A 14,425-nucleotide genomic window follows, 5' to 3' on the forward strand; every position below is an offset into this window, starting at 1 on the left:
AGTCGCTGGCGTTGCAGATTTACAACCCGCACAGCCGACCGAAATACTAAGCTCGGCCATTGAGACAACCGAAACATGTTTCATTCGTAGTTCAATATGGTCAGCGTGGACGAACGATGTTTGATGTCTATCGCAATGACAAGCGCGGCTTGCTCGTTCTAAGTACAGGCTCTGCCGTACCTGCGCTTTACTCTGCACATACCTGGCGCAAGAGCAGAAAACGAGTTCTCAAGGTTAGCAACGAAATCAAGTCAGCCGTTCAGGCACAAGGCTATTACATCCGCAGCCTGCGGGCCACGAAGGAACGAATGATCTACGTCAAGTAGACCGGCGGCCGGTGTTCCCCATTGCAAATCTCTATGACATCGGCAGGAGCCAACGGACAAGTCTGTTTGGTTGGTTGGGACTGATCGCCGCTTGCTCGGGTTCGAACAATGACCGCCAACGTGACCGCGCGCTTTCCGACGGAGGTGAACGCTCGAGGCCGGTGATGTCCCAGGGTGGAAGGTCGACGCAGCAGCCAGCGGCCCTCCTACAACAACGGAACTGAATGCCCAGCAACCACATTTCGGTTTAGCGAATTATTTTCGCCATCCGGACGAATTTAGCGCTAAAAACTTCGACACTGGGGCTGGCCCGATATTCTACTTGTCCATTTTGACCCGGTGCTTTCCACCGCGTGGACCGGCGGCCTCGCTTAGAAGTCTCGGATAACCTGCCGACGGTTTGCAGTGATCGCTCACGAATCCGTAGCTCACACTTACGTCCTGCCAAGCTGCCAGAGCACTGCGGACATGTACGTCCGTCCGCCGTCCCCCTTGCTGGGTTGAACCAACGCACAGACGCACACCTCCCCGCTGCAACATGCAGTCGCGAACTTGCCAGGGCGTAGTGAGGACGAGACGGCGTCGAGCTGGGGTTCGGTGACATTTTCGAGGTGAGAAGCCGCCGGCGCCACATCGGGTTTGACTATCCCCTTCACTCGGCGAGTTCGCATGATCCGCGTTAACCCTGTCTTTGATCTTCTCCCATAGCAGCGCTTCCCGGTTCACCTCTGCCGCTAAGCGGCCTTATTACACCTTTGCAATCCGTTCTTGATTTCTGGAGCGCATTTCTAAGAGGATTTGAGTTTTTCTCGTTCGGAGAGCGTGAAATCAGATGAGAGTGGCTCTCTTCCTAATTGGCCTCGGTACACTCGCCGTGATGGAGCTCGAGGCGCCGCCGCGCATCACAGACCCTGTGAACGAGCCGCTGGCACTGGCAACGGTCGGATTACGTCCCTCACACGATACACTGACCAAGGCAGACCGGCTCGACATTCCGCAATTCGAAGCGTCGCCGCAGCCGCTTTCCTCGAGCGAACTGACGCATCCGCCGGACCACATTGCGATCGTTGCACGAGCACATTCGGAGATCGTCGAGCAGAAAGGCAACGCAAGCGGAAAATCCGCGATCATGCTGCCCAGACCTCGGCCCCGGCACGGAATTTCCAAGGCAAGCGCAGGCGCCAGTCGCGCTAAACCAGTCGCGGAGGCGAAGCCGTGCCTGTCAGGTGCCTTCGATGGCGTTTTTAAAGCATTAAACCTGCAGACGCGATGCCAGACCTAGAGCACGGATTCCTCTACGTTGGGACGACAGCCGATGGCAACCCGCGGCTCCCGCCGCATGTGTCAGAGCAAATACGCCGCGACGAGGAAATCCGACCGCCTCGCCCCGACGAGCGTGGATCCGTTGTCGCCGCGCGGAAGTGGTTGTCCGCGGAATTCATCACGCTCGTTGTTGGACTGGCAATCGGCCTGGCTTTCGTCGCAAGTTTCGTCCTGTTTCGCGATGCTCAATTGAAGGGGAAATCGATCGACAGAGCGGCTGCGAAGGCATTGGTCGAGCGCATTATCATAGCCGAGTCCAACGGTGACCCGAATGCAAAGAACAAGCGGTCGAGCGCCACCGGCGCCGCCCAGTTTCTCGATGATACGTGGCTCGAAGCCGTTCGAAGGCACCGACGCGATCTGATCCAAGGCCGCAGCGACAAGGGAGTCTTGGACCTTCGGGGAAATGCCCAGCTTACACGCGACATTGCCGCACGGCTGGTCGAGGATTATGCCGCGATGCTGACCAAGCGCGGTCTGCCCGTGACGCCCGGTTCTCTCTACCTTGCCCATTTCGCGGGACCGGCGGGCGCCGTCGCGCTATTATCCGGGGCAGAAAGTGCCGACGCTGCTTTAGTTATGGCCGCCGCTGACATGACGGGTCGGACCACACGCGAAAAGCTGGTCAACGCCAATACGTTCCTCAAGGCGATGACAGTCGGCAATATCAAGAGCTGGGCCGATCGCAAAATGGCGGCGGGCACTCGGCCTGGCCAAGAGCGGCTCAGGTAACTGGCGATTTTGGGGTCGCGAAGCTCTCGGCCATAAGCCAGTTTGAGTATCCGGACGCGAAAATAGCACCCAGACCGACCGGAAAGGCTCCGATACTGCTCCGGTCGAGCAGCTAAGCCACTCGCGGCAGCAGGGTTAGTGAGGAGAGACGATAGCCGCCACGCCAAAGGCCACCACGCAGGCGGCTGCTAATGACCACAGTGTTATCCTGATCTCTCTAGGCACGGCCGGTAATTCCGGAGCTGGAGCCGAGTTCCAAGGGGAACCTTGGGTCCTGCAGAGCAGTATGCCCAGGTCCGTCGACTGGCCAAAAAAGACGGCCTCAGGACGGGGCGGACCTGAGGCCGAGGATACCTTCCCTATTCGCCTCAGGCGTTTACGCAAAACTTAGCCCAAGGCCACGTTCCAACGGTTCGCGCGTCAGGCGGTTCCTTCGACGCTTTAGAGGCCGCTCGACTGCATCAACATCAGCGCCGCAAGCGAGGTCCGTAGCTACTTTGACCCGATACCGGTTTTTGCGGGAGCTGTGGATGGGGCGCTGGCCGGAGAACCAGCGCCCGACCCGGTCGTTGTTGGCCGGTTCGTTGAGCTGGTTGTGGTTGCGGGCGCGCTAGTCTGGTTGGACGCGATAGTGTGGTTGCCGGTGCTGTAGAAAATGGCGGCGATCGCGGCGGTCACGACAATTGCGATGACCACCCAGGCTATGGGGTTGTCACGGTAATGATCTCGTTCTTGGGCTAGACAAGCCGATAAACCCGAGATCCCTCCATCGTTCCTACCGTCTGTAGTGCCCACTTTGGTCGCCCCTTCAGCAGGCGCGGCGCGAATGCTAACCTGCAATCCCAACACTCAACGGCCGCTGCAATCGCCCGCTTGCGACTCGACGCGCTTCCGCAGGATCTGTGCATATCCTCCCGAACCGGCAATGACAGTCACGGGCAAGTCAGGCCAAGCATGGGCGCTTGAGGTTTTGAATCCAGCGATGAAGCACGTCACCGAACGCCCTTTTGCCGATCCGGAAGTCGCCGCGCGTCAGCTCGTTCAGTTGGCTTCGGGCATCAAGGCAGTACAGGACGGCAAAATCCATATCGAGAAGATCAACTACCATTCCTCTACACGCTCAAGGCAAGCGGCGCGGAGTTCGGTGCCGGCATCAGGTGCGCTGTCGAGAAAGGCTGGTTGGAGCTGCATGAGAGCGGCAGCTATGCGCGGTTGCTGACGCCGGGCGAGGATTTGCTGCTGACGACGGAGTTGGTCCCGCGAGTTTGACGAGCCGATCGTGCTGCCAGACGGCAGCAAGGTGGTGACGCTCCTTGACGCCGGCGATTACACGGTGCTTTGCCGTGGAAAGAGCATCAGGCTTCCGTTGGGTTGCCACGATGTCCCGGCCGTTTTCCATGGAGGTAAAATCGCCTTCGCGACCGCCAACTTTCATATGCCAATGGCATACGCGACGGGCTAAATCAAACTGGCGGCAGGGCGATGCTGCAAAAAGCCGGCGCCAGAGGATGATTCCTGAGGCCGGAAGTTCTACGCGTCCGCTCCGAGACCGCCCGGAGCTGGAGACGAATGCGCCCCGATTGCCGATTGTTCCCGACCCTCGTGGGATCGCGGAGCCGGCGCATGATGCATGTTAAGCCTTCTGCCGATTGTGGAAGCGGCATATTGCAAGCCTGAAACGCTGGATTACGATCATCTCACCGGGGCTGGCTTCATATTTCACTTGATCCTTTTAAACCCGGCTTCATTTGACCACGGACGGGCCGCAGCAGTGCCTCCTGCTGCGGCCTTTACGTGACGCCGCCAGCAGGTTCCGGATAACGCTTTGGTGAACGAAACCGTTTGCCGCGTTGCGCGAAGCACTCCGGAAATGGTCGGGGGTCTACCCTCCTCCTACTGACGAGGGGATCTGAACATGATCACGCTTAAAGCAATTGCGCTTCTTGTTGGGGCCGGATTTATCTTCACGGCGTATTCCGGTGATCTGGGCGCTGACGTGGTTCTCGCCATCGTCGCTTGCCTCTCCTAACGGAAAGGCCCGTCAGCGGGAACCAGCGCACCGCAGCTCGTCATTAACACGATTGACGCCAGCTACCGGGCGGGACGTGGCCGTGGGGGACATACGGGTCCTTGTGCTTGTAGTTGAGGGCCCGCCAGCTCCGCCAACCCCTGCCGCTCCTCCCACACCTTTGCTGCGGCAAGCCTCTCTCTCAATGCCCATTGCTAGGAGTTTTGTTGTCTCGGTTGAGAACCCGAGGCGTCGCTCCAGCTCTTCCTTCTTGGCCACGAGCCTCATTGGCAAGAACGTCATTGACGAGCGCGTGGAGCCGCCACAGCTCTTCAAGCGACATGCTGTCAAACGGCTTTCGTTCCACGAATCCCCTCGACTCACGGATTGTCTATAGCTTGGGGTACGAGCGGAAGCTGGCAACTAGTCGTCTGTGGAGCGCGGAAGCTTAGAGGGCCCGCGAACTTTAGCTGTTCTTCTGACTGATCCTCTCCCCCGTCGGTGCGGCGTGCCAATCCTCCTTTGCTCAGCTTCGAGCACGCGGGTGCGAAGGGCCTCGAGTTGGGAAAGTTCAGAGATGAGTGCATCCAGATACTGGCGGCGCAGGACATCTGCGCGGCGCTGCGTGTATCTCCTCGCGACGAAGGGATTGCTCGTTGGCTGGCCTATGTTGGTACAGCTAAATTGCACCTTGAAGCCGATGGTGAAGCCGCTGAGTGGCTACGCCGAAGCCTGATGAGGGTCAACAGGCCCCGATCACGCCCGAGCTCGGACCTTCCGCTGTGCATCCGTAAGCCGACGTTTACATCCTAGTCGAGGCTCGTGCCGGCGAGTTAGGTGCCTCGCATTCAAGTGCACTTGATCGACACATCGTTGCACCGGGCCCGGGTAAACTTGCGCTATCCAAGGCTCGTCGGCGAAGCGAACGTCATCGATGTTCGACAACCGAAGGCAGATCCAGCTGGCTTTGACCGGACGCTTCGTGCTCGAACTTGCCTCCACAACCAGGGAGAATGCGCGCTCCTCACCGGCGGCGTGGCCCAGAGTGTACGGGCAGACGGTCTGGCGCTTGCCGCCATGGCTCACGTGAACCGGCCGGCGTTCAAGGATCGCTTGTCTGAGCGCCATGAAGACCTGGCTGTGGCCTTCGCTCAGGATCTGGAACGGTCGCTTGCGACCGCGGCGGGGTCGGTACGCGGCGAAGTCCGGGTTGAAGGTCGCGGCTTGGGTGATCCCGATGCGCTCCATCATCGCAAAACTGGTCCGATCAACGAAGGAAAAGCCCTCCTCGGGAGAGCTCGCCTGTGTCTCCGCAGCCGCCTCCAGATCGGCGCGGACAATGGGTGCGATCCGAACTCCGCTGTCACGCAGCCGGTCTCAGAAGATCTCCGCAATGTCGCTGCCGAATTGGGCTTTCAGAAGCTGGCATGTCTCGACCAGCACCAGGTCCGTGGTGAGGTGCCGCTCGATGCTCCAAAGAATCGACTTAGCGCGCTCATTCTGAGCATCCCGCTTGGCAGTCGCGACGAACCATACCGTTGCGTCGACGAAGGCACTCATGCGCGTCACTCCTGAACCGGATGCTCCCAAATCTTGCCCGTCGGATCGTTCTGCTCAACCCACTTTTCCGCACACGCTTGCGAGGCAAAGAGCCTGACCCAATCGACGTCCCCAATGTCTCTGGATTCCGGATCGTGCGAGTGGAGCCAAACCGATCCTCGGGCCCGACCGCCTTCCACTTCGTACTCCCAGGCTACGCCTTCGGGGTCGTTTTCCTTGAACCACATCTCGGCGACGTCGGCAGATGCAAACACCGTCACGCAGCCTGGATCCTCCACGGTGGGCGGTGCGCAGTCGTGGTAGTCGAGGTACAGCCATACGGTTCTACCGTCGCGGCGAGCTTCATCATGGCTGCGGACCGCCTCGTTCACCCTTTGCCGGTCGAAGCGATCGGCCTGAGGCAGCGACATCACCGCGGCGTATAGTTCGGCAGGAATGCTCCGCCTGTCGCCCGGAGGTTTGTGGCGCCATTCCAGCCATTGATCGAATGCATCCGACATGCGGCTCACCTCCTTGGCTTGACGCGGAATGGACTGTCGATGGAGAAGGCGTCCGGCGCGATCCCACTCTCGATGCGCTTCCAGGTCACGGGCGCTGCGATCGGAAATCCCTCGCGGGCGCGCGGGGAATAGGTGCCGATCGCGGTGGTGCCGCGGCCGTTGCGCAGATAATCGAGGAAGATGCGGCCGCGGCGTTTGGCCTGGGCGGACAGGATGTATCGATCGGGGTCGCGCGCTACGCAAGCGGCCACCAGCTGATGCGCCACCCGATGCGCCTCGTCGTGCAGCACCGGCTGATCCAGTGGCGCCATCAGATGGATTCCTTTGCCGCCGGTGAGCTTGGGCCAGGTCTCGAAGCCCTCGCGTTTCATCAGCGTGCGCAGAGCGAGCGCGGTCTCCACGACGGCATCCCAGTCGACGCCCTCTCCGGGATCGAGATCGATCACGATGCGGTCGGCATGTTCGAAGTCCTCGACGCTCGCATTCCACGGGTGCAGCTCGACCGCCCCGATCTCGACGAGACCGAGAAAACCGTCCAGGCTGTCGACCCACAGACGCGTTCCCTGCCCGCCCTCGCGCTTCTGAATCCGGAGCTGGTGCACGGCGGCCGGAATGTCCTTCGGCAGCGGCCCCTTGTGATAGAAGGTCGTACCGTGCACGTGACGCACCAGCTTGAGCGGACGATGCCCGAGATGCGGGACGGCCTTCTTCCATACCCTGCGCCAGTAGTCGGCGAGTTCTTCTTTCGACGGCACAACGGCGTCGGGCAGAAGCTGCAGGATGTTCTCTCGGGGGACGCCTAGCTTCGGCCGGCCGGCTACGGACGGCACAAGCCGCGGCGCCTTGACCTTGCGCACCCCAAGATCATCGCGAAAGCCCTTGAACACGGCTTCACGAAGCAGGCCATCATCGGTCAGCGCGCCATACTGGACCTCGATGTCCAGGGTCGGCTCGACCCAGGTCGCCTTCGGCTTTTTGACCGCCACGTCGAGCGGAGAAGTCTTGCGGATCAACGGATCAAGCCGCTCGCGCAATTCGCGCGCGGTCGCCTCGGTGTAGCCGGTACGCACCTTGCCGGCGTAGAGCAGCTTGCCGTTGTCGTGCCGGCCGACGTACAGCGAGGCGACCTTGCGCGGGCGCGCCCCCAGCTTCTCCACGAATGCGACAATCGGAAAGGTCTCGCTCTTCTTGCACTTGAGCTTGATCCAGCTCTCTTGCCGTCCCGAGCGATAGGGCTCGCCGAGCCGTTTGGCGACCAGGCCTTCCAGCCCCAGTTTGCACCCTTTGTCGAAGACCTCGTTGCCGTCGGCCGCAAGCGCTTCGACATAGATGAATGTCTCCGGTGCGTCCTTCAGCAGCCGCTGCAGCAGGCGCTTGCGTTCCTCGTACACGACGCGGCGCAGGTCGTACCCGTCGAGGTATAGGAGATCGAAGGCGTGGTACCGCACACGCTCGCTGCGCTTTCGGCCGAGCTCTCTCCTGAGCTGCTGGAAATCCGGCAGGTCGCCACTGCCGTACACCACCGCTTCGCCGTCGATGATCGCGCTGTGTGCCTTGAGCAGGTGGGCGCCGGCTGCGATCGAGGAGAACTGCTCGGTCCAGTCCAGGCCGGTCTTCGAATAGACCTTGGCGTCATCATCTTGCAGATGTAGCTGCGCCCGGTACCCGTCGGCCTTGATCTCGTAGACCCAGTCTTCGCCGCGCGGCGGCTTTTCGCGCAGCGTGGGATCACACGGCTCGATGTAACCAGGAATAGCAGCTCTGATGGCGCCATGGACACGCGATACTCCCGATCGAGACTGACGCAACGCCACGGCACACATGTCGATTCAACGCCGTCGCCCTAATTCGTTCCGTGTCTCGCCTAGCACTCGTTCGGAACGTGGGTTGTCCGAGCGTTGGCGGGCCGTGGGCGTGGGTAGGAGCGGTGCGATGATAGAATCGGAGACCCTGCTGGAGAAATCTCCCCAATGCGGCGCTTGGCCTATGGCGGCGAAATCCAAAAGTCCGCTTTCGCGCAACGCGAAATCCAGTTCAGCTGTCCGAGGTGCCAGACGGAGGAGGTCGGCCGGCTCCGTCGTCCAACGTCCCCGTTGCGCGCTGCCTGACACCACGCGGCCAAAGCACCGGAGGCGCTGTCACCGTGGCTTTCGAGGTGGCAGGTTCTCGCCCGGCGGCGAGACCAAGCTGACCAGCCTCGATCCCAATGGTCCCCACGAGCAAGGTGGCGCGCTTTCAATCCGCAGCAACATGCGTCTGGAACGTAATTGACGTTCCGGCTTTTTGCTCCGTGATAGTCGGAGGGAAGTGTGATGAAATCGACGAGTGCTCTCGCATTGGCACTTGCCGTCTCGACAGCGACGGCCTCGGCGCAGCCGGTGCGATGGACCAGGTACACCATTCCCCAGACCGGCACCTCGATGGATTTTCCATCGTCCATCTTCACGGAAGAAGCTGGCCGACCCGACGGCTACGGGCAACGGTTCCGAACCGCCGACGGGCGTGCAGACATCACGATCCAGGCCGCGCCCAACGCCGAGAACGATTCACCCGCGGCCTTTCTCGCCAAAAAGCATCCGCCTTCACGCATTCAGTACAAGCGAGTGACATCACGGTTCTTTGCGGTCTCCAGCTACAGGGGCGACAAGGTTTGGTACAATCGCTGCAACTTCTCGGGGCGGCTGATCCATTGCGTCCTGATCAACTATCCCGCAGAGGAAGAGCGCGCCTGGGACAACACCGTCACTCGTATGAGCCTGTCGCTCAGCGGAAGGTAGTTGCGCTGCGGAACTCCGCGCAGAACATCTCCGCGCGTCCCCTTCACAGGGTGCTCAGGTCGTCCGGCACGTCGCCGAATGCGGATCACGGTTGCGTCTCCGAATTCGCCTGTAGCCGGATCCCCGCTGCGGCTGAAGGCCACCGCGCCGACAATGCCAGGCTTTCGTGAAAGCGCCTCGGCTTTCATTACGGCGGCGTTGGGATTATTGAAGCATTCGACGGCCTCACCGGCAGCGACACCGTCATCCGAAGGGAGGAACGGCAGAGCCACATAGTAGGTCACCGCGGGCATGTCAGTCGTACCAGTCCTTTCAGTCGCGCGGGACGTCGAACCGGCCACGCGAGTAGCCGGCAGAAATCGAAGCCCGCAGGTCTTCGACCTGCGCCTCCAGGAAGCCATTCGCGACGATGAGCGCCTTGAGAGCTTCCCGGGCGTCGCCCGCACAGGCCGCAATCGCCTGGTCGGCGGCGACCTCCAAGTCTAAGGTGGCCAGTCCGGACGCCATGGGTTGGGCCATCGCCATATGTTCTCATTTTGTTCGTGAGAGACGCCGGAGTGCCACCGAAGTGCCGCCTACCGCGCGACCCACATCACGGCGCCTCGACAGAAATTGAAGGCGAGGCGTCCATAGAGAAAGCCGCTTCCCGGCTCGGACGCAGCGAGGCGGTACGAATTGCCGAGAGCTCGGAGGATTTCGATCATCTCCATCAATTCATGATGCGTCAGCGTTAAATGAAGACTGGCGTGCGACACCAGCAGGGCTTGAATGCCGAGATTGCTCATGACGGACCTGCCTTTGCGCGCGGCAGCGGCATGAATCGCGCGAGATAGGCGCTCCGCCATTGATAGGGTGTATCGCCGACAAAGCGCTTGAACACCGTGGTGAAATGCGCCTGGGTCTGGAAGCCCACGGTCAAGGCAATATCGACCAGAGTGACTTCGGCCTGCTTGAGCAGCTCCTGGGCGCGCTCGATGCGGCGCCTCAACAGATATTCGTGAGGCCGGTCACCGACGGCTGCGCGGAACTGTGCGGCGAAATGCATCCGGCTCAGGCCGGCGACCGCGGCCATGTCCTGAAGCGTGATCTTGGCGGCCAGATTCTTGTCGACATATTCCAGAACGCGCTTGAGGCGCCAGGGCTGCAGCGACCGTACGGTCCGGCAGGTCCCTTCCTCGTGAACACCATCGGCCGGATCGAGTGCGGTCGGTGCGCTGGACGCTTGCCGGCTGAACGTCCGGGTGAGGATCGCAAGCCGCAAGGCGTCGGCCATGATCGCCGAATGGGCATCGTGCGCGGCTTCGGTTGCCGCGAGCGCGTCCGACAGGCGCCGCATGACCGGATCGGCGGCTTCCGCTGCAACCGCCTGCCCGCTCTCGACAGGCTGCCCCGCCAGGAGTTTTGAAGAGAGCCGGAAGCGAGGACCACGAACGGCAGAACGTTCGGCGTCCGCCGCATGCTCGACCGCCAGGGCCATGTCCAGATGGACGAAAGAGAGCATCGTTCCGCTTTCGCCGAACCGGTCGGGGAGTTTCGACAGCCCGAGCCGGTCGCGATCGATTGCCGAGATACCGATCGCGCGAACGTCATGATCCTTGATCGCCTGTGAGCGTGAGATCTGCAGCGACATCGTCGAATCTCCTTGTCCCGTTTTCGATCCGGCCTGGCCTGACCGGCTTGCCCGAACGCCATGAGAGCAGAGTAATTCGGCGGTGTGCGCGATCCATTCTACCCGCGGGTGCGTCTATAGGGTCTCGGGTTGACCGCGTCATACCTAGGTATGATCACGACCTGTTCGTCGGGTGAGCGCACCTATGCGATGCCTCCCAGGCATCGCGGCCGCGGACAGGACTTGCGGCGCGACGCCTGCGGTAAGTTGACGCGCTTTCCGCGCGCCATCCACCGGCGGGACCACGCGAGCTCCCTCGTTTTCCGGGGAATGCCGCTTACCGGCGCTTTCACCGCATCGAGCGGCACGACAGGTCTTCCACGAGAGCACGAAAATCGCGCGGGTGGATGTTGTGAACGCGATCAAATCGCGGCATCAACGCCGCTGATAGCTGATGTGAGAAGAACGACTGCAAGCGACGATGACGCGTCATGATCTGACCACGGGCTCATCCACGAGCCGCACCGGCTTGCGGTCCTTGTCCGCCGTCCTCGCCTTTGCAGTTTTCCTGGTTGATGTCCTGACGCCGCTCGAGGGCGCCGTGGCGGTTCTCTACGTTGTGGCAATCCTGCTCGCGGCGAAAACCAACCGGCGCGACGACACCATCGTTGCCGCGGCCTGCTGCGTCGTCCTGACGATAACAGCCTATCTGCTGTCGCACGATCTGCGAACGATCGCCTCACCCGCCCTTCGTGTGCTGGTGAGCCTCGCGGCAATCGGGATCACGACCTTGCTGGCGCTGCAAAATCACGCCGCGACGAAGCGTCTCGCGGCGCAAGCCCGCTTGCTCAACCTCTCGCACGACATGATCTTCGTCAGGGATCGCGGCGGCGTGATCACCTTCTGGAACAAGACGGCCGAGCAGGTCTACGGGTGGTCTGCCGACGAGGCGGTCGGGCAGCTCGCCGATGCGCTCCTGCAAACCAGATATCCCGACCGGCGCGAGGTCATCGAAGCGGGCCTGGTGGGAACCGGTCGATGGGAAGGCCGTGTGCAGCAACGAACGAAAGACGGCGCGGCGCTCGCCGTCGATGCCCGATGGGCCTTGCAGCACGACCGTCTTGGCAAACCCGTCGGGGTCCTTGAAACGCACACCGACGTCACCGACCGCGTGGCCGCACACAGCGCGCTGGTGCGAAGCGAACAGCGATACCGCCGGATGTTCGACGCAAGCCGGATCGGCGTCGTCGAAGAGGATTGGAGCGAACTTCGAACCGCACTGCAATCGCTGGATACCGCGGGAGCCAGCCTGCGCGACCATCTGGCGCGACATCCCGATTTCGTCCGGCATGCCCGCCGGCTCGCTGCAATCACCGACGTCAATCCGGCCCTGCAAAAGATGGCGGGAGCAAACGGCGCCTCGACCTTTATCGAGAATGTGGACCTGCTTCTCGGCGAGAACGACCGCAGTTTCCTCGGCGCATTGATCGCGTTCGCGGAAGGCGAGCCGTTCTACGAAGGCGAAACCGAGCTCGTCAGGCTCGACGGACGCAAAGTTCCCGTGCTGTTCACGATCACCTTCCCTTCCGGGCCTGACGGCGACCACAACGTGCTCGCCTTCGTCGTCGACATCACCGAGCGCAAGCAGGCGCAGGATGCGTTGCTCGCGGCGCAGGCGGAGCTCGCCCATGCCGCGCGCGTCGCCACCCTCGGCGAGCTCAGCGCCTCCATCGCCCACGAGGTCAATCAGCCGCTGGCGGCGATCGTCACCAGCGGCGAGGCCGGCTTGCGATGGCTGCGGCGCGACGTGCCCGATCTGAAGGAGGTAGCGGCCACGATCGTTCACGTCGTCGCACAAGGCCGCCGTGCCGGCGAGGTCGTGGCCCGTATCCGCACCTTCCTGAAGAAGGCGCCTGCCCAGCAGGACAGTCTCGATGTCGCCGAGATCATCCAGGAAGCGGCCCTTCTGGTCGCGCGGGAGCTCGCGAATGACGACGTCGTCCTGACTGTCGAGACGAAGCCTGGCCTGAGGCCAATTCGCGGCGACCGGATCCAGCTTCAGCAGGTGCTGGTCAACCTGCTGGTCAATGCCGGCCAGGCCATGTCGGACCAGTACGAATCCCGTACCGTCATGCTGCGCGCCAGCCCCGTCGACGGCGAGAGACTCGCCATCACGGTGCAGGACAGCGGTCCCGGCATCCGGCCCGACGACATGCCGCGCCTGTTTGATCCGTTCTTCACGACGAAGCACGGTGGAATGGGCATGGGACTTGCGATCTGCCGAACGACGGTGGAAGCTCACGGTGGCGAGTTGTCGGCCGAGAGCCCCCCGGGCGCGGGAGCGACATTCCGCCTGACACTGCCATACAGCCAAGAACACACTCGACCATGACACGACCAGACCACGCGCAACCGCCTACCCAATCGCCCAACTCGGTCGTCATCATCGTTGATGACGACGCAGGGATCCGCGCCTCGCTCGACAGCCTGTTCCGATCCGTCGGCCTCGATACGCGTCTGTACGGCTCGCCGTCCGAACTGCTTGGAGGCCCGCTGCCCGACGGCCCCGGCTGCATCGTGCTGGACGTCCGCCTTCCCGGCGTGAGCGGGCTCGATCTGCAGAGCCAGCTCGTCCGGCAGGGCATCAGCTATCCGATCATCTTCATGACGGGCCATGGGGACATACCGATGTCCGTGCGTGCCATGAAGGCTGGCGCCGTCGATTTCCTCTCCAAGCCATTTCGCGACCAGGACATGCTCGATGCCGTGACCGCGGCGCTCGAACGCGATGCGCAGTACCGGGCGGAAGCCGCGACCAAGGAGGACATCCGCGCCCAGTACGAGACTCTGACGGCGCGCGAGCGCGAGGTGATGGGCCACGTCACCGCCGGCCTGATGAACAAGCAGGTCGCCGCCCTGATCGGGCTCAGCGAGATCACTGTCAAGATTCACCGCGGGAACGTCATGCGCAAGATGGGTGTCCGGTCATTCGCCGACCTCGTTCGCAAGGCCGAGGCGCTCGGGGTTTCCCAGACCCGCAGGACTACGGACCAAACCTGAGTATAATTCCGGCGGGACTGCCCCAGGTGCATAAAGCGTCATCGGCCGCGCAGAGGGAGATGCTCTTCCTTGCGGAACCCGCGGTCAGGATTGGGCGTCCATGGCCAAGAGCTTGGTGATTGCGATCGTAGACGACGACGAAGGCGTTCGCGCATCGCTGGCGAGCCTCGTGCGTTCGGTCGGCTACGAGGCTCAGGCCTACGAATCCGGCATGGACTTCCTGCGGCAGGCGCCCGGAGAGGATCCGGCATGCATGATCGCCGACGTCCAGATGCCGGTCATCACCGGCGATGAGCTGCAGGCCCAGCTGGTTGCTGCCGGCCGCCATTTTCCAATCATCTTCATGACGGCGTTTCCGAGCGAAACCGTGCGTCAGCGCGTCATGGCCGCAGGCGCGCATTGCTATCTCGGCAAGCCTTCCAGCGGTGACGAGATCATCCGCTGCCTCGAAGACGCGCTGGCAGGCAGCGGGCCGCAATAGTCCAGCCCGCGGCTGGGCGGACGAGAGCCGTTTTCCCTCAACCCGGCGT

General features: G+C 62.1%; 14 protein-coding genes and 1 pseudogene. 9 read left to right on the forward strand and 6 right to left on the reverse strand.

The annotated features are described in order from the left end of the window. The first annotated feature begins 116 nt into the window (after positions 1 to 116). The 5 genes from AC0L27_RS38140 (at position 117) to AC0L27_RS38160 (ending at position 5,964) form a co-directional block, all read left to right on the forward strand. Complete coding sequence (locus AC0L27_RS38140; RefSeq protein ID WP_219681358.1) at positions 117 to 326, forward strand: hypothetical protein; 210 nt, start codon at positions 117 to 119, stop codon at positions 324 to 326. Between the two features lie 832 nt (positions 327 to 1,158). Further along, on the forward strand, positions 1,159 to 1,608 hold the full coding sequence (locus AC0L27_RS38145) for a hypothetical protein (RefSeq protein ID WP_473322985.1): 450 nt from the start codon (positions 1,159 to 1,161) through the stop codon (positions 1,606 to 1,608). Between the two features lie 143 nt (positions 1,609 to 1,751). Then, positions 1,752 to 2,381 (forward strand): lysozyme family protein, encoded by a 630-nt coding sequence (locus AC0L27_RS38150; protein ID WP_473322987.1) that lies wholly within the window; start codon positions 1,752 to 1,754, stop codon positions 2,379 to 2,381. A gap of 925 nt (positions 2,382 to 3,306) precedes the next feature. Then, positions 3,307 to 3,600: a hypothetical protein gene (locus AC0L27_RS38155; RefSeq protein WP_473322989.1), complete on the forward strand. Its 294-nt coding sequence runs from the start codon at positions 3,307 to 3,309 to the stop codon at positions 3,598 to 3,600. Between the two features lie 1,647 nt (positions 3,601 to 5,247). Then, positions 5,248 to 5,964 carry a hypothetical protein gene (locus AC0L27_RS38160; RefSeq protein ID WP_473322990.1) on the forward strand — a complete coding sequence of 239 codons (717 nt, stop codon included), beginning with the start codon at positions 5,248 to 5,250 and terminating at the stop codon, positions 5,962 to 5,964. On the opposite strand, the gene AC0L27_RS38165 is transcribed toward AC0L27_RS38160, so the two are convergent. Both AC0L27_RS38165 and ligD read right to left on the reverse strand, forming a co-directional pair. Further along, positions 5,955 to 6,449 carry a hypothetical protein gene (locus tag AC0L27_RS38165; protein ID WP_473322992.1) on the reverse strand — a complete coding sequence of 165 codons (495 nt, stop codon included), beginning with the start codon at positions 6,447 to 6,449 and terminating at the stop codon, positions 5,955 to 5,957. The genes AC0L27_RS38160 and AC0L27_RS38165 overlap by 10 nt on opposite strands. Before the next feature lie 5 nt (positions 6,450 to 6,454). Continuing rightward, positions 6,455 to 8,272: a DNA ligase D gene (gene ligD / locus AC0L27_RS38170; protein ID WP_473322995.1), complete on the reverse strand. Its 1,818-nt coding sequence runs from the start codon at positions 8,270 to 8,272 to the stop codon at positions 6,455 to 6,457. Between the two features lie 489 nt (positions 8,273 to 8,761). On the opposite strand from ligD, the gene AC0L27_RS38175 reads away from it, so the two are divergent. After that, positions 8,762 to 9,226 carry a hypothetical protein gene (locus AC0L27_RS38175; RefSeq protein WP_354056854.1) on the forward strand — a complete coding sequence of 155 codons (465 nt, stop codon included), beginning with the start codon at positions 8,762 to 8,764 and terminating at the stop codon, positions 9,224 to 9,226. 43 nt (positions 9,227 to 9,269) lie between these two features. On the opposite strand, the pseudogene AC0L27_RS38180 reads toward AC0L27_RS38175, so the two are convergent. The 4 genes and pseudogenes from AC0L27_RS38180 to AC0L27_RS38195 all read right to left on the reverse strand — a co-directional run bounded on the left by AC0L27_RS38180 (position 9,270) and on the right by AC0L27_RS38195 (position 10,856). After that, a pseudogene (locus AC0L27_RS38180) lies at positions 9,270 to 9,519 on the reverse strand (hypothetical protein). A 19-nt stretch (positions 9,520 to 9,538) separates the two neighbouring features. Then, complete coding sequence (locus AC0L27_RS38185) at positions 9,539 to 9,751, reverse strand: hypothetical protein (protein WP_354056858.1); 213 nt, start codon at positions 9,749 to 9,751, stop codon at positions 9,539 to 9,541. Positions 9,752 to 9,801: 50 nt separating this feature from the next. Further along, positions 9,802 to 10,011 (reverse strand): hypothetical protein, encoded by a 210-nt coding sequence (locus tag AC0L27_RS38190; protein ID WP_354056860.1) that lies wholly within the window; start codon positions 10,009 to 10,011, stop codon positions 9,802 to 9,804. Then, positions 10,008 to 10,856 carry a helix-turn-helix domain-containing protein gene (locus AC0L27_RS38195; protein ID WP_473322998.1) on the reverse strand — a complete coding sequence of 283 codons (849 nt, stop codon included), beginning with the start codon at positions 10,854 to 10,856 and terminating at the stop codon, positions 10,008 to 10,010. The genes AC0L27_RS38190 and AC0L27_RS38195 overlap by 4 nt, the downstream gene beginning before the upstream one ends. A gap of 460 nt (positions 10,857 to 11,316) precedes the next feature. Between AC0L27_RS38195 and AC0L27_RS38200 the strand changes: the two genes are divergently transcribed. The 3 genes from AC0L27_RS38200 to AC0L27_RS38210 all read left to right on the forward strand — a co-directional run bounded on the left by AC0L27_RS38200 (position 11,317) and on the right by AC0L27_RS38210 (position 14,376). Continuing rightward, on the forward strand, positions 11,317 to 13,227 hold the full coding sequence (locus AC0L27_RS38200) for a PAS domain-containing sensor histidine kinase (RefSeq protein ID WP_473323001.1): 1,911 nt from the start codon (positions 11,317 to 11,319) through the stop codon (positions 13,225 to 13,227). Then, entirely contained in the window at positions 13,224 to 13,895 is a 672-nt protein-coding gene (locus AC0L27_RS38205) for a response regulator transcription factor (protein WP_473323004.1), read from the forward strand. The genes AC0L27_RS38200 and AC0L27_RS38205 overlap by 4 nt, the downstream gene beginning before the upstream one ends. A 100-nt stretch (positions 13,896 to 13,995) precedes the next feature. After that, a complete protein-coding gene (locus AC0L27_RS38210) occupies positions 13,996 to 14,376 on the forward strand; it encodes a response regulator transcription factor (protein ID WP_354056868.1) in 381 nt (126 codons plus the stop codon). Positions 14,377 to 14,425: the final 49 nt, after the last annotated feature.

Source organism: Bradyrhizobium sp. Ken51, from assembly GCF_055807435.1.

Bases quoted from the DNA above. Each gene is read 5' to 3' on its own strand.
- AC0L27_RS38140 (WP_219681358.1), top strand. From the start codon at position 117: ATGTTTGATGTCTATCGCAATGACAAGCGCGGCTTGCTCGTTCTAAGT.
- AC0L27_RS38145 (WP_473322985.1), top strand. From the start codon at position 1,159: ATGAGAGTGGCTCTCTTCCTAATTGGCCTCGGTACACTCGCCGTGATG.
- AC0L27_RS38155 (WP_473322989.1), top strand. From the start codon at position 3,307: ATGACAGTCACGGGCAAGTCAGGCCAAGCATGGGCGCTTGAGGTTTTG.
- AC0L27_RS38165 (WP_473322992.1), bottom strand. From the start codon at position 6,449: ATGTCGGATGCATTCGATCAATGGCTGGAATGGCGCCACAAACCTCCG.
- ligD (WP_473322995.1), bottom strand. From the start codon at position 8,272: ATGTGTGCCGTGGCGTTGCGTCAGTCTCGATCGGGAGTATCGCGTGTC.
- AC0L27_RS38175 (WP_354056854.1), top strand. From the start codon at position 8,762: ATGAAATCGACGAGTGCTCTCGCATTGGCACTTGCCGTCTCGACAGCG.
- AC0L27_RS38185 (WP_354056858.1), bottom strand. From the start codon at position 9,751: ATGGCGATGGCCCAACCCATGGCGTCCGGACTGGCCACCTTAGACTTG.
- AC0L27_RS38190 (WP_354056860.1), bottom strand. From the start codon at position 10,011: ATGAGCAATCTCGGCATTCAAGCCCTGCTGGTGTCGCACGCCAGTCTT.
- AC0L27_RS38195 (WP_473322998.1), bottom strand. From the start codon at position 10,856: ATGTCGCTGCAGATCTCACGCTCACAGGCGATCAAGGATCATGACGTT.
- AC0L27_RS38200 (WP_473323001.1), top strand. From the start codon at position 11,317: ATGACGCGTCATGATCTGACCACGGGCTCATCCACGAGCCGCACCGGC.
- AC0L27_RS38205 (WP_473323004.1), top strand. From the start codon at position 13,224: ATGACACGACCAGACCACGCGCAACCGCCTACCCAATCGCCCAACTCG.
- AC0L27_RS38210 (WP_354056868.1), top strand. From the start codon at position 13,996: ATGGCCAAGAGCTTGGTGATTGCGATCGTAGACGACGACGAAGGCGTT.